At 38.7% G+C, this 15,146-nt stretch carries 11 protein-coding genes; 6 read left to right on the forward strand and 5 right to left on the reverse strand.

Going from position 1 to position 15,146, the window contains the following annotated elements; translation table 11 throughout:
* Window positions 1–135 precede the first annotated feature (135 nt).
* Together FVQ77_00070 and FVQ77_00075 are read left to right on the forward strand one after the other, a co-directional pair.
* Window positions 136–2,931 (forward strand): tetratricopeptide repeat protein, encoded by a 2,796-nt coding sequence (locus tag FVQ77_00070; protein MBW8048743.1) that lies wholly within the window; start codon window positions 136–138, stop codon window positions 2,929–2,931.
* A 187-nt stretch (window positions 2,932–3,118) separates the two neighbouring features.
* Window positions 3,119–3,352: a hypothetical protein gene (locus FVQ77_00075; protein MBW8048744.1), complete on the forward strand. Its 234-nt coding sequence runs from the start codon at window positions 3,119–3,121 to the stop codon at window positions 3,350–3,352.
* A 129-nt stretch (window positions 3,353–3,481) separates the two neighbouring features.
* Here FVQ77_00075 and FVQ77_00080 read toward each other — a convergent pair whose 3' ends face one another.
* The 4 genes from FVQ77_00080 to FVQ77_00095 all read right to left on the reverse strand — a co-directional run bounded on the left by FVQ77_00080 (window position 3,482) and on the right by FVQ77_00095 (window position 8,021).
* Window positions 3,482–5,032: a LysM peptidoglycan-binding domain-containing protein gene (locus FVQ77_00080; protein ID MBW8048745.1), complete on the reverse strand. Its 1,551-nt coding sequence runs from the start codon at window positions 5,030–5,032 to the stop codon at window positions 3,482–3,484.
* 7 nt (window positions 5,033–5,039) lie between these two features.
* Window positions 5,040–6,347 (reverse strand): RIP metalloprotease RseP, encoded by a 1,308-nt coding sequence (gene rseP, locus FVQ77_00085; GenBank protein MBW8048746.1) that lies wholly within the window; start codon window positions 6,345–6,347, stop codon window positions 5,040–5,042.
* Between the two features lie 106 nt (window positions 6,348–6,453).
* Window positions 6,454–7,617: a 1-deoxy-D-xylulose-5-phosphate reductoisomerase gene (locus FVQ77_00090; protein ID MBW8048747.1), complete on the reverse strand. Its 1,164-nt coding sequence runs from the start codon at window positions 7,615–7,617 to the stop codon at window positions 6,454–6,456.
* 80 nt (window positions 7,618–7,697) lie between these two features.
* A complete protein-coding gene (locus tag FVQ77_00095; GenBank protein ID MBW8048748.1) occupies window positions 7,698–8,021 on the reverse strand; it encodes a 4a-hydroxytetrahydrobiopterin dehydratase in 324 nt (107 codons plus the stop codon).
* 106 nt (window positions 8,022–8,127) lie between these two features.
* Here FVQ77_00095 and FVQ77_00100 point away from each other — a divergent pair, with 106 nt between their 5' ends.
* The 3 genes from FVQ77_00100 to FVQ77_00110 are packed head-to-tail and all read left to right on the forward strand — an operon-like array spanning window position 8,128 to window position 9,339.
* Window positions 8,128–8,793: a NifU family protein gene (locus FVQ77_00100; GenBank protein ID MBW8048749.1), complete on the forward strand. Its 666-nt coding sequence runs from the start codon at window positions 8,128–8,130 to the stop codon at window positions 8,791–8,793.
* Between the two features lie 26 nt (window positions 8,794–8,819).
* Window positions 8,820–9,071: a DUF4258 domain-containing protein gene (locus FVQ77_00105; protein ID MBW8048750.1), complete on the forward strand. Its 252-nt coding sequence runs from the start codon at window positions 8,820–8,822 to the stop codon at window positions 9,069–9,071.
* A gap of 10 nt (window positions 9,072–9,081) precedes the next feature.
* Complete coding sequence (locus tag FVQ77_00110; protein MBW8048751.1) at window positions 9,082–9,339, forward strand: DUF2283 domain-containing protein; 258 nt, start codon at window positions 9,082–9,084, stop codon at window positions 9,337–9,339.
* Here FVQ77_00110 and FVQ77_00115 read toward each other — a convergent pair.
* Window positions 9,322–9,594: a hypothetical protein gene (locus FVQ77_00115; protein MBW8048752.1), complete on the reverse strand. Its 273-nt coding sequence runs from the start codon at window positions 9,592–9,594 to the stop codon at window positions 9,322–9,324. The genes FVQ77_00110 and FVQ77_00115 overlap by 18 nt on opposite strands.
* A gap of 135 nt (window positions 9,595–9,729) precedes the next feature.
* Here FVQ77_00115 and FVQ77_00120 point away from each other — a divergent pair, with 135 nt between their 5' ends.
* On the forward strand, window positions 9,730–15,141 hold the full coding sequence (locus FVQ77_00120; GenBank protein MBW8048753.1) for an alpha-2-macroglobulin family protein: 5,412 nt from the start codon (window positions 9,730–9,732) through the stop codon (window positions 15,139–15,141).
* Window positions 15,142–15,146 lie beyond the last annotated feature (5 nt).

Here is a 15,146-nt window from a genome sequence, read left to right on the forward strand (position 1 = left end):
TTTGATATTTTGTGCACAGGTAAAAATTGAGCATAATAACAGCAGGCTTATCAATTGTACCTTTTTCATATTAAAAGTCATTTAATAATTTGGTGCGGGGTAAAATTATTCTTTTTTTGAAAGATTACTATATTAATGTTGAGACAATTTACTACCTTTGATAGCTACATAAAAATAAGAGTTGGCAGCGGCAGCAGCAGGAGGCAGGACTGCCAACTGCCGCTGCCTACTGCTGCTTGTTTGTTTTGTTGTCATTTGTGTAGCTATTTTCCTACAATGAAAAAACCACTTATCATATTCTTATTAATTTTATCGGGACTGCCTGCTGCCGGCTTATTTTCTCAAACCCCTCCCGACAAATCGGGATCTCCGCTGCGCTCCGAAAAGATTGACAGCCTCCTGCAGGTCTTAAAAAATGCCAAAGAAGACACCACTAAAATAAAAACCCTCATTAATAAAGAGATTGGTAATAAGCAGGGCATTGCAGTTTCAAACATCAATATTGGAGTGATTTATACCGAGCAAAAGCAGTATGATAAAGCGATAGAACGAATTAGTGAAGGTTTAAAACTGGCAAAAAACATTGGCCATAAAGAATGGATGCAGCTTGCTTATAAGAGTTTTACAGATTTGTATGTAAAACAGAAGAATCATAAAAAAGCTTTAGAGTATCACCAACTTTATGTGCAGACAAAAGACAGCCTCTTCAACGAAGAAAAATCCAAAGACATAGGCAGGGTGGAAGCAAGGCACGAGACAGAAATGCAGATGATGGAAGAGCAGGCAAAGGTGAAGGCTGAAGCGGATAAGATAGAAAAGGAAAAAAAACGCAGGAATTACTGGCAGTATTCGGCTATTTTTATCGTATTTGTTATTTTGTTTTTGAGTTTATTCCTGCTGACAAGGTTTCATATTCCCATAACTGTTGCAGAAGGGATCATTTTCACTGTATTTCTGCTGTTTTTTGAGTTTATCCTGGTATTGGCTGAGCCATGGATAGAAGCTATCTCACACGGAGAACCGGCTATTATCCTTGCATGCAATGCAGCGCTTGCAGGAATGATTTTTCCCTTTCACAGTTTCTTTGAAGCTAAGGTGAAAGAAAGGATAGTAAAACAGTCGGCAGTTGGCAATAGGCAGTTGGCAAAAAGAAAATCCAATATTACAAAACTTACCATGTTGTTGATGATTGCCTTTACTAATAGCTTTTACAGCTATTCTCCTACTTACACAGAGTCGAACTTTTCTAAACCTATGAAGTTTAGGAAAGTTATTGTTAAGGGAGCGCTTAGTTTTTCCAATTCAGATAATCAAGCAAAAACCCAATTCGTAAATCGTAAGTCTGAAATCGTAAATCCTACCATTGATTCTCTTGAAAATATGCTCAAAGCCCTTTCTGTTGGTGAGGGACGGGGCAAAAATGAAATTTCCAGATTAAAAATTCTAACCCGACTCATCCTGGAATACGAATTAACTGACCCTAATAAAGCCTTGCAATACGGAATGGAGGGTTTGGCTTTAGCAAAGCGTATGGCAAATTTGCCTGATGCATTTTTAGCAAAAGAAGGTAAAATAGGTGTAGCATCTTGTTTAAATAATATGGGGCTGGTTCATCAGGCACAAGGCAGCTACCAAAAAGCTACGGATCAATTCCTCTATTCATTAAAAATTAAAAAAGAATTATTTAACTCCCTCCCTACTGGTAAGGACAGTGAATGGATTAAACATGGAATTGCCAACAGCTTAATCAATCTCGGAGAAGTAAACAGACTTCAGGGAAATTACGACAAAGCCATTGATTATGATCTGCAATCTTTACAAAATTATGAGCAGTTAAAAGAATCATCTTTCAAAGCTCTGGCAAGGTCTGGCCAAATAGGGATTTCAAATTGTTGGAATAATATTGCTATAATTTATTATTACCAGCGTAACTATGAAAAAACCCTGGATTATTTCTTTCAATCTATAAAAATTAAAGAGAAACTAGGCAATAAAAGATTAATTGCAGAAAATTTAGGTAATATAGGGGTTATTTATAAAATTCAGGGTAAAATTGAAAAAGCAATGAAGTATTATATGAAATGTTTAACACTAAGAAAGCAATTGGGATCAACTGGAGGATTTTCCAGCATTTTGATTAATATCGCAAATATTTATACCATGCAGGGTAAATATAAAAAAGCCCTAAACTACCACTTTCAGGCATTGAAAATTACTCAACAGTTAGGTTATAAAGATCAATCTGCTTTATGTCTGGATAATATTGGGGATATATATTCAAAGCAAAAGTATTATAAAAAGGCCATCTTATACTTTCACAAAGGTATAAATATTGCAAAGGAGATTGGATCTAAAATAGTACTCATGGATAGCTATAAACACCTTTCTAATACGTATGCCCAACTGGTAGAACACCCTCTTGCTCCTATTACCAGGGCAGTTGCTTACAAGCAAGCTTTTGAATACCACAAATTATATGCAGCTATTAAAGACAGCCTGTTTAATGAAGAAAAATCAAAAGAGATCGGCAGGTTGGAAGAGCACTACCTGATAGAAAAGAAAATAGCGAAAGAAAAAGCTAAAGCCAAAGTAGAGGCGGTGATAAAATCCGAAAAAAAAGCGCAAAGGCATAGACTTCAATTTATGGGCAGCTTTATTGTCATTGTAGCATTGTTAATAGTTGTATTCACACTTGCCGGGGTTTATATTCCGATTGGTTTTGCAAAAATACTGATTTTCATTATCTTCGTGCTGTTATTTGAATTTATCCTGGTGTTGTTAGACCCAATGGTAGATGAATTTTCCGGTGGAGCACCGGCAATAAAGCTTGCTTTCAATGCCATGGTGGCAGGGATGATGTATCCTTTACACAGGTTTCTTGAGTCTAAACTTAAAAGTATGATATTAAAAAAGAAAACGAAGAGAACATAACTTTGTAATCCGATAGCTATCGGATTGATTTAAAAATTATTATGGATGTTATTTTTTGGATAAAATTGATCGCTTTCTGGGCATTTGCTCTTGTTTTCTGTTTATTATTTGCCCCGGAAGGTGATACACTTATATTTGGAAATAAGCTAAAACGTGGGACAGTAATTAAAATTATGTATTTATTCTTTTGGATTCTCTCAAGCTTGTTAATTCTTTGGGGCGTCATATAAATATAGTTGGCAATCGGCAATCGGCAGTCGGCAGTCCACAATCGACAGTCCACAGTCGGCAGTTGGCAGTTGGCAGTCCACAGTCCACAATCGGCAGTTGGCAGTCCATCCCGAGTACTCGGGAGCAGTCGGCAATTGTTTTTTGCCGACTGGGGACTGCCGACTGCCGATTGATTAAGTTAAGTTTCTAAATCCAGTTGCCATATTGTTTTAATGGTTTGATTGTTATTTTCTTTTTTGTCGACTGTGGACTGCCGACTGCCGACTGATTTTTTTGCCGACTGGAGACTGTAGATTGCCGACTGCCGACTGCCAACTTTTTATTCACTTATTCCCTTTCCCGGGAGTGCAGCAATTATTCTATTGGCCATCTTCTGTATATTATCACCGATGATCCGTTGGATGTTATTTGAGTTTGAGTTATAGAAGATCTTTATTTTGCTGCCTGCAATTTGTTTGCCCTCCCTGTTATAAATGGAGTAATGAACTATAAAATCCCGTTCATAATCCTGCCTCGTCCTGTCTAAACAATGCTCATAATTGGTATTTACTTCAAATTGAGTAACGAAGATATAATATCCCAGGTCGTATTTTTTGTTGAAGTATTCAAAAAATTTAGGGTCTTTGATCTTTGCTCCAAAATATTTATTTTCAAACTTCATCTTGCCAAACCTGCCTGAAAAAGGAGATTCAGGGCTTTTTTTTAATTTTCTTTTCACTGTTTCGAGAGATACAGGCAAAGCCTTTTCTTTTGGAGGGGCATAATTATCTACATAATCCGGTTCATTGACCAAATCCTGGTAATTATAAGTTAACGACCTGTATATTTTATTCAGATCAGTTACCGAATCTTCAATGGAGCCTCCCATAAGATGCACGGTTTCATAATCAGGGGACTGGATCATTGTATTTAAGTTTTTACGGAAAACCTGCCTTACTTTAGTTCTTGGAATACCAGATGCAGCAGCGATCTCATCATCAGCATCGGAAAAATATAAATAAGGGTCAAAAGGTACGACTAAAACTTTTTTCTGGGTTCCGGGAACTGGGTTCTTGTCGGAGCGAAGCATAGATCCCCCCGAGTACTCGGGGGGGGTATTGGTTTCTGGGTACTGATCATCTATTCCCTCTATTTCCCCTTTTACTTCTATTTCCGTATTTACTTCTTTTTCCTCTATTTCCTCTACATCCTCTACTTCCTTTACTTCCTTTATTTCCTTTACTTTCTTCATATCTTCTTTTTTGCGTGACTTTATATATTCCTTTGCTAACACTTTTTCCACTGTTTCAACTTCACCCTTTGCCTTATATCCAACAATAAGTTTCTGGCCTGCTTTTATATGCAGGTCATTCAATCCCATTAATTGATCAAGAGATATATTGTATTTTTTTGATAAACTCCAAAGGGTCTCTCCTGGTTTTACAATATGAATTATAGCTTCTTTGAATGTTTGTTTTTCTACCAGTATTGTAGGTTGATGTTCTCCGGTTTCCACGATATGTATGATAATACCTTTTTCAGAAATTCCGGATCTTTTGATGACATCAGGATGATATGGAATGTTGATGACCTGCCCTGTTTTCAAACCGTTTTCCAATGCAGGATTAATTTCCAGTAGCCCGGCAATGGGTACGCCATGTTTTGTAGAAATTCCATAGATGGTCTCACCGGCAGAAACCAGGTATATGAGATGGAGCTTGCCTTTGATCTTCTGGACACCGATCGAATCGCAGGAAGGATATGGGGAAATAGAGGAATAGGGAAATAAGGATTTCGAGTTTCGAGTTAAGGGTATAAGAGTATGTGTTATAGCAGAATAAACTATTGAACTAAAAAAAAACAATAGAAAAATAACAGAATTGTATTTCATTGTTACTTTAAAATAATTTCACCACATCATTTCCAATAACAAATGCCATAAAAGAGAATAATATTACCATTCCTATGACCTGTGCATTTATCATAAATTTATCACTGAATTTTTTCCCCGAAACTGCTTCAATACTTAAGAAGGCGGCATGCCCTCCGTCTAAGGCAGGTATGGGCAGTACATTGATAAAAGCCAGGATCATAGATAACATACCGGTAAGTAACCAAAATTTATACCACACCCATACCCCACCAAAATGTTTAGCAATGTCAATTGGGCCAGACACAGATTTTGAAAATGATAATTCACCTCTGATGATCTTGCCAAAAGCTATTATATTTGCAAATAAAATATCCCAGGATTTAGAGTTTCCCTTTACAATAGATTCAAGAAGTCCGTATTCAATATGTTTAAATTTAAAATCATCAGTTATTTCGGGGATGAACCCCAATTTACCATCATCATCAACTTGTGCTGATAATTTTATCTCTTTACCCTTTCGGTCAATTATTAAATTAGCCTTCTGGGCTTTATAATGTCCCAAAATCTCAACAATTTCATCGAAGAAATTAACAGGTTTGCCATTAACGGAAATTATCTTATCATTCGCTAATAATCCTGCTTTTTGGGCATTACTACCCGGTATTACTTCTTTCACATAAAAAGTAAAGCGGTAATCAATAAATTTAGTTCCTTTGGTTTCTTGCATTCTTTCAAGAAAATCAGCAGGCAGAGGGACATCAATCATTTTACCACTTCTCTCTACATTCAGTACAACATTATCACCCAATAGAACTTTAGTGCTTGTCAGCTCACTAAACCGGTTAACCTTTTGACCATTTATTGCAATTATTTTATCTCCTGTTTGTAAACCGATTTCCTGACCAAGCTTATGGGCAACAATACCATATTTTGCCTGGTCAATCGGTAAGTAATTGTCGCCATATCTAAAAGTCATTAGTGAAAAAATGACAATGCCAAGGATCACATTGACCGTAACTCCGGCCAACATAACTATCAGCCGCTTCCAGGCTGGTTTGGATCGAAATTCCCAGGGCTGCGGAGGCTTTTTCATCGCGTCAGTGTCCATAGATTCATCGATCATTCCGGCAATTTTAACATATCCACCTAACGGTAGCCAGCCAATGCCATATTCAGTATCTCCTTTTTTAAAACTAAAAAGCTTTACTCCCCAGGCATCGAAAAACAGGTAAAATTTTTCGACTTTAATTCCAAATATCCTGGCAGCTACATAATGACCTAATTCGTGCAAAATGACCAAAATTGATAAGGCCAGAAGCAACTGGGCTATCATAGTGGTGACACTTATGACCTTATCAAAATTCAATATTGATATGTCAAGTAATAAGTAAGTGGTATTTATTATTAGTTCCATATTTATTTAAGTTTTTCAAAGATGCCTACGAATTTACTAGTTCCAAGGCTTTATTCCTGGTTTCAGTATCTGTCTCTACATAATCTTCCAAAGACGGGCTGGCAATATAGGGTACTTTATCCATACAACTTTCAATAATTTCTGAAATTTTCAGGAAATTTAATTTTTCCTTTAAAAAGGCGCTGACCGCGATTTCGTTGGCTGCATTTAATATACAAGCCGCGTTACCCCCTTTATTGAGTGCGAAATAAGCAAGGTCAAGGTTTTTGAAAGTATCCAGGTCTGGTTTTTCAAAAGTCAAATTGGGATATTCTGTAAAACTGAACCTCGGAAAATCTGATTTTAGTCTGTATGGAAAACTTAAGGCATATTGTATAGGGATCCTCATATCGGGTAGTCCCATTTGAGCTTTCATAGAGCCGTCTTCAAACTGGACTATGGAATGAATAATTGATTGGGGATGAATGACTACCTCTATCTGGTTCGTTTCCACGTCAAACAACCACTTTGCCTCGATCACCTCAAAGCCCTTGTTCATTAATGTTGCCGAATCTATGGTGATCTTGGCGCCCATATCCCAATTAGGATGAGCCAAAGCCTTTTCCTTTGTTACTGTCTTAAGATCGTTTAATTTTTTCCCTCTGAACGGGCCGCCTGATGCGGTTAGAATGATCTTTTGTATGGGGTTATGATCTTCGCCTACTAAACACTGAAAAATTGCTGAATGTTCTGAATCTACGGGTAAAATTTTGACTTGCTTTTCTTCAGCAAGTTTGGTAATGAGCTCGCCTGCCACTACCAGCGTCTCTTTATTGGCAAGGGCTATTGTTTTACCTGATTCTATTGCTTGTAAGATAGGTTTTAAGCCTATATAACCTACAAGCGCAGTCAATACAATATCAATAGAATCAAATTCAACTATTTGTGTCAAAGACTTTTCGCCTGCAAATACTTTAATCCCTTTTGGATCAAGGGCTTCAAAAACCTGTTTGTATTTTGTTTCATTTACTATTACAACAGCGTTAGGGTTAAATTCAATCGCCTGCCTGATGAGCAGCTCAGCATTATTATTGGCGGTTAATATTTCTATCACAAAAAAATCAGGATTATTACGAATAACATCCAATGCCTGTGTTCCGATAGAACCTGTTGAACCAAGGATGGCGATATGGCGTTTTTTGTTTGTCATTTGTAATTGACGAAGTACGAAACACGAATGATCCCGAGCACTCGGGATACTTCTTAATTCGTCATTAGTAAAATGTTGTGTTATAACGCATCAATTTTTGCGGCTAAAATAAAATCATTTTCAGACAAGCCACCGATAGCATGCGTCCATAATACAATTGTTACTTCATTATAATGTATATGAATATCGGGATGATGTCCTTCTTTTTCAGCTAACTCAGCGAGTGAATTTACAAATTTCATCGCTTCAATGAAATCTTTAAATACAAAGTTGCGTTGAATTTTGGTTTCATCAATCACTTCCCACAGATTTTTAAGCTGCGAAAGATATTCCCGGATCTCTGTCCCTTTAATAGGAGGAATACCTCCTTCGCATGCCACACATTTTTTTTCAATAAGTTCCATGATATTTGAAGTAAAAAGTAATTTATCCAGAAAAGAAAACACAAAATTATAAAAAAAAAGTTTGGCATAGGGGTAAAAAATATTATATTTGTAAAAAAAAATAAAAATAATGGAAACTCAACAAAAACCCATAACGATTTACACAGAAGCCAACCCCAATCCAAACTCGCTGAAGTTTGTCGCTGATTTTATGTTGGCGCCTGAAGGCAGCAGCTTTGATTATCCCGATGTCAGCAGCGCTGCTGACGCACCATTGGCATTGGCGTTATTTCAGTTCCCGTTCGTAAGGCGTGTGTTTTTTGCATCCAATTTTGTTACCATCACAAAGGATGAGAATACAAGCTGGGAAGATATTGCTCCTTCGCTTAAAGATTTTATTAAGAGTTATCTTGAAGCAGGAAAGCCAATACCGCGCAGCAGCCCCCCTCTAACTCCCGGCCCACCTGAATCGGAGAAACGGGGAATCGGAGAAACGGAGAGAAGGAAAACGAAGCAATTCACCGATTCGGTAAGGAATAGTGGAGGAGGGGCTCCTGATTCTGAAATAGTAAAGAAAATAAAGAATGTTTTAGAACAGTATGTCCGTCCTGCGGTTGAAATGGATGGCGGCAATATTAGTTTTGACTCATTTCAGGATGGTGTTGTTAAGGTAAACCTGCAGGGCGCCTGCAGCGGCTGCCCTTCTTCTGCAATAACATTAAAGCAAGGGATAGAAAACCTTTTTAAACAGATGGTTCCGGAGGTGAAGGAAGTGGTGGCTGAGGGGGTTTGACTACCCTTAGATGAAAAGTCAGAGATATGTCTGTAAATTTACATCCTCATGCGCTGGAGCGCATGCTATTACGCGGTGCTAATAAGAAAGAGGTAACAGCCACGGTTGAAAAAGGAGAAGTATTTCCTGCGAAATTAGGAAGAAAGGGTTTCAGGCGTAATTTCTCTTTTAAACAGCAGTGGAAGGGAAGATTTTATGAAACAAAACAAGTCGAAGTTTTTGCCGTAAAAGAAAATGATGATTGGCTTGTTATAACTGTTATTACCCGTTATTTTTAAAAAAAATATTATGAAATTAACATATGATCCCCGATATAATATCGCTTATATTTACTTCAAAGAAAAAAAAACAGAAGTTGAGTCTATAAAAATTAGTGATGAAGTAATAATAGATATTGATACTGATGGTAGTATATATGGTATTGAACTACTCAACGCTAATAAACAATTATTACAAAATGGGGATAGGGGTAAAGTTCTTTTCGAGAATGAAGCTACAGGTGAAAAAAAAGAATTATCTATCCTGCCTTCAAAAATTTATTCCTAAGGTACCTTCGGAAATTTCAGATGGAATATGGGAGGGAATTTCCGAAGTTTTCTTATTCCCAACACAAACTTCGGAAATCTCCTCCCTGCAGGCCACCTGAGATTTCCGAAGGTTTCCTGTCGAAACGTTTTTTTCTTTAACTTCTACCAAAAAATGAAAATGATTAGGCATCAGACAATATGACCATACATCCAGGTAATTTGAAAAATATTTATTACAAATACTTGTTTTTAAAAGAGATTTCTTACCTTTCACCCATTATTAACCTTCACTCCATTAGGGCATCTCTAAAAACTACACCATACATTCCCCTCTATCAAGAGGGGCAAGGGGTGTGTTTTAAAAAATATGTAGTTTTTAGAGATGCCCATTAGATAATTTTTTATAATCATGAAAAATTCTATTAAAAACTTAGCAATTGCAGCCACCATGATCCTTGCTGCCTGCAGTGGCGGCAGATTAAAGGTCACTGATAAGAACTTTGCCGAAGAAATCGAGCTGCGGCAAAACCTGGTCTTTATTTTTAATAAAGACCTGATGCCCGATTCATTGTGTAACCTCTGGAATAAGACCGAATACATAAAATTTACACCTCCGGTGTTAGGTAAATTTCAATGGACCAGCCCCAGCGAATTAGTATTCTCTCCTGATCTTGGATTTGCTGCCAGCACAGAATATAAGGGTGAGTTTACTGAAAAATTATTGAATTTTGCAACGAAAGTCAATTCCTTACCGTCTGAACGGATTATTCCCTTCCACACTCCTTACCTTGACTTATTGGGTACAGATATCTTTTGGGCAAAAACTTCAGGAAAAATACAGGCGCGTATCAACCTGAATTTTAACTATAAGGTAAACCACCAGGAGCTTGCCCGGTTATTACACATAAAGGTTGATGGCAAAGAAAGGGATTTTATTATGAACAGCTCCTCCATCGCACATACGATAGAAGTTGCGGTGGATGAACCTGCGGATAAGAAGTTTGATAACCTTTCATTGAAAATAGTCATTGACAAAGGTTTAAAATGTATTGAAAGTGATTGGATAAGCAAGGAAAAGATTGAGCTGACAACCAAAATACCCGACAAAGGCAAATTCCAGATCACACAGGTGACCACCGAACACGATGGCGAACGGGGGATCATTCATGTTTATACCAACCAAGGTGTTGAAGATAAAAATATCAGAAGCCGGGTCACTTTTCAGCCATACATTGCCTTCAAAATAGAAAAACTTGAATATGGCTTCCTGGTAAAAGGCGATTTTAAGACAGAAACTACGTATGAATTAACAATTTCTAAAGATATAAAAGGGATCTTCGGAAGCCGGTTAGGCAAAGACCATGAACAGTTCGTTGTTTTTGGTGAAGTGGAGCCTGACATAAGATTCACTGCTAAAAAAGCGATCTACCTTACCGGCAAAGGAACAAAAAATGTGGGGATCAAGATCGTCAATATTCCCACGGTTAATGTAAAAATTTACAAGATATATAAAAATAATATCCTGGCCTTTCTGAAAAGTTCCGGCGCCTTCAATTACCATGACGACTATTATGATGATTATTATTGGTATGGCAGCTCAAATCTTGGTACATGGGGCGATGTGGTGCTCGACAGGGACTACAAAACTAAAGACCTCAAAAAGTTAAATGCGGCCAGCTTATTAAACCTGAATTTCCGTGATATTAACCAATTTAAGGGAATATTTGTAATAGAGGTAAGCTCCAAAGAAGACCGCTGGCTCAAGGCGTCCCAAACTGTTGCCATTTCTGATGTCGGGCTCATTGTTAAAGAAACAAAGAACGCCATCCTGGTATTTGCCAATTCAATTTTAACGGCAGAACCGTTGGCAGGCATTGATGTTGGATTGGTGAGTTCAAACAACCAGTTTGTTTACAATCTAAACACAGATAATGACGGGGTGGCTGTTTTTAAAGACATCCGCAAAAAAGCTGCCGGCTTTAATATTAAAATGGTAACAGCCAGGGATGGCGAAGATTTTACCTACCTGCATTTCAGGCAGTCAAAAGTTGAAAATTCAAGATACGAAGTGGGTGGCAGCCGGGAAAATCCTGCCGGCTACCAGGCGTTCATCTATGGCGACCGCAATATTTACAGGCCGGGAGAAACCATCCATGTCAACACAATTATCAGGAATGAAAAATGGGAACCTGTGGGGAAGATCCCCATCAAGCTGAAATTGCTTTTACCCAATGGGAAAGAGTATAGATTGATCAAAGGCAAATTAAACAGCCAGGGTGCATTTGAAACTTCCATTGAGCTGTCTTCATCTACCGTTACCGGAACCTATACGTTAGAAGTTTATTCTTCAAATGATGTATTGCTGAATTCCGAATATATCAGCGTAGAAGAATTTATGCCCGACAGGATCAAGGTCAATGTTACCCTCAATAATGTTGTGGACGGGCGTGTGCGTCCATTACATCCGGGTGAAGACCTTGAAGTATCAGCAACTGCCTTAAACCTGTTCGGCCCGCCTGCTGCGAACAGGAATTATGAGATGGAAATGGTATTTAACAGGAAATATTTTTCGCCTAAAGGACTGCGGGATTATAACTTTTATATCAGCGGCACGGATAATACCTCTTTTGACCGGGAATACCGGGAAGGTAAAACAGATGAGAATGGGGTAGCTATTGAGGAATTCCATATCCCTGAAGTATATGAAAACATGGGAATGCTTTCAGGCAAAGTATATGTAACCGTATTTGATGAAACAGGCAGGCCTGTTAACAGGATCAATAGCTTCGATGTGGTCACGCAGGATGTTTTCTATGGTATCAAATATTTTGATACTTATGTTGCCACTAATAAGGCGTTGAGAATACCGCTCATTGCAATTAATAATGATGGAACGGTGTTGCAGAATATTCCGGCAAGGGTACAGATCATCAAAAGAACGTGGCATACCGTAATTGAGAAGCGAAGATCAGGAAAGTACCGTTATGTTTCTCAAAAGAAAGAAGAAGTGATGGAAGAGAGAATGATGGATATCAGCGGTATAAAAACATATTTTGCTTATAAGCCCACTATTTCCGGTGAATATGAAGTCAGGATTAGCAAGCAGGGAACAGATTCCTATGTAAAACAATATTTCTATGCCTATGGCTGGGGACGTACCGAATCCACATCATTTGAAGTTGACAAAGAAGGGCAGGTTACCATTGAGCTGGATAAAGACAAGTATAAGGTTGGTGACGATGCAAAGATACTGTTTAAAACGCCATTTTCTGGAAAGCTGCTGGTAACTGTAGAAAGAAATAAAGTTTTTGATCATTTCTACGTCAATACGGATAAAAAATCGGCCTCCATATCATTGCCGGTCAAAGAGGAATATTTACCCAATGCTTATGTGACTGCTACCTTGATCAAGCCGGTAACAGATGACGCCATACCATTGACAGTAGCCCACGGCTTTGTTCCTTTGTTTGCAGAAAAGCAGGTTCATAAATTGCCGGTAACGATCCATGCCGTTGAAAAATCGCGTTCAAAAAGAAAACAAAAGATATGCATTAAAAGCCTTCCCAAATCCAATATTGAGCTTACTGTAGCGGTTGTTGATGAAGGAATTCTCCAGATCAAGAATTATCAGACTCCCGACCCCTATAAATTCTTTTTCCGCAAAAAGGCCCTGGAGGTTAATTCCTATGACATATACCCGAAATTATTCCCTGAGCTGAGGATCAGCAAAGAAAGCTACGGAGCCGGGGGCTATGACCTGGAAAAACGCGTCAACCCGCTGACCAGTAAAAGGGTGAAGCTGCTGGCGTTCTGGAGTGGTATTTTGAAAACGAACAGCAAAGGAGAGGCATGCTATACGATAGATATCCCCCAATTTTCCGGTGATCTGAGGATCATGGCTGCTGCCTGGAAAGATAATGCTTTTGGGGCTGCTGACAAGCATATGAAAGTAGCAGACCCTGTAGTAGTAAGCGCTGCACTGCCAAGGTTTTTAAGTCCTGGTGACACGGTGCTGGTACCTGTAACGATCACGAATACAACAGCCAAAAATACCAGTGCAAAAGCAACAATCAGCGTGAAAGGCCCGCTAAAAATAATCGGTAAAAAAGAACAAAGCGTGAACCTGAAGGCAAACAGTGAACGCCAGGTACAATTTAAAGTTTTTTCAAAACGTGAGATCGGTGCAGGTGAAGTAAAAGTGATTGTAAATGCATTAAATGAAAAATTCACAGAAAAAATTGACATCACTGTCAGGCCGGCCGCTTCTTTATTGAAGTTGAGCGGATCGGGTCTTGTACCTGCAGGAAAAAGCCAGACCATAGACCTGGGAAACGACTTCATTCCCTCCACCGTGGAAGCTAAGCTGATCATCAGCAAATCGCCTATGATACAATTTACGGAAGACCTGAATTACCTGCTGGGCTATCCGTATGGCTGCATAGAGCAAACGGTTTCCAAAGCATTTCCCCAGATCTATTTCCATGACCTTGTGAAGTCAATAGGAATTAAGAAAATGCAGCGTTCCAATCCGAACTATAATGTACAGGAAGCGATCCGCAAGATACAGACCATGCAGTTGTACGATGGCTCATTAGCTTATTGGCCGGGAGGCAGCAGGGCAAGCTGGTGGTCAACGGTGTACGCAGCGCATTTCCTGTATGAAGCCAAAAAGGCTGGTTTTGAATTAGACGCCAAAATATTAGACAGGATATACAGCTATCTTGAAAAAAAGGTAAAAAATAAAAAAACAGAAAAATACTATTATTATGATGAGAGTGGCGTCTATAGAAGTAAAAAGATCGCACCCAAAGAAATTTTTTATTCTTTATATGTATTAACGATGGCCGGCAAGCGTGATCTTTCTACTATGAATTATTATAAGTCGCGCACGGATCTGATGGCGCTTGATTCAAGGTATATGCTGGCCTGCAGCTATTTGTTATCCGGAGATGCATCGGGCTATAGAATATTGTTACCAAAAAATTTTTCGGGCGAGATATCCAAGCCTGTATTCGGTGGAAGCTTTTATTCTTACATAAGAGACGAAGCGATTGCCTTGAATGCGCTGCTGGAAGCTGACCCGCAAAATGTACAGATAGGGATCATGGCAAGGCATTTATCACAGCAAATGAAAAAGAGCAGGTATTTATCTACCCAGGAAAGGTCTTTTGCTGTTCTTGCCTTGGGTAAATTGGCTCAAATGGCAAGTAAACACAATATCACGGCAGATGTGAAAGTTAAAGGAAAACAGGTTGCAGGTTTCAGTGGTGAAGATTTGCATTTAAGTAAAGGTATAAAAGGGCAAAAAGTTACCGTTGTTGCCAAAGGAGAAGGCAATCTTTATTATTTCTGGGAAGTTGAAGGCCTTAGTGCGAGCGGAGAATATAAACAGGAGGATAGCTTTATCAAAGTGAGAAAATCTTTTTACGACAGAAATGGCCGTATGATCACCAATAATAGTTTCAGGCAAAATGACCTGGTTGTGGTTAAATTAACCATTAACTCTTTGGATGGTTCTACCATAGACAATGTAGTGATCACAGACATGCTGCCCGCAGGGTTTGAGATCGAAAACCCGCGCATCAACACCATGCCCGACCTAAAGCTGCCAGCTACAGCTTCGTACCCCGAACACTTTGACATAAGGGATGACAGGATCAATCTGTTTACTACCGTTAGAGGGACTGCCCGGAACTATTACTATGTGGTGAGAGCAGTTTCCAAAGGTGTTTTCCAGATGGGCCCTGTTGGAGCCGATGCGATGTATAACGGGGAGTATCATTCTTATCATGGGGCGGGAACGGTGAGAATTTACGAATGATGAAT

The organism is Cytophagales bacterium (genome assembly GCA_019456305.1).
Taxonomy (GTDB): domain Bacteria; phylum Bacteroidota; class Bacteroidia; order Cytophagales; family VRUD01; genus VRUD01.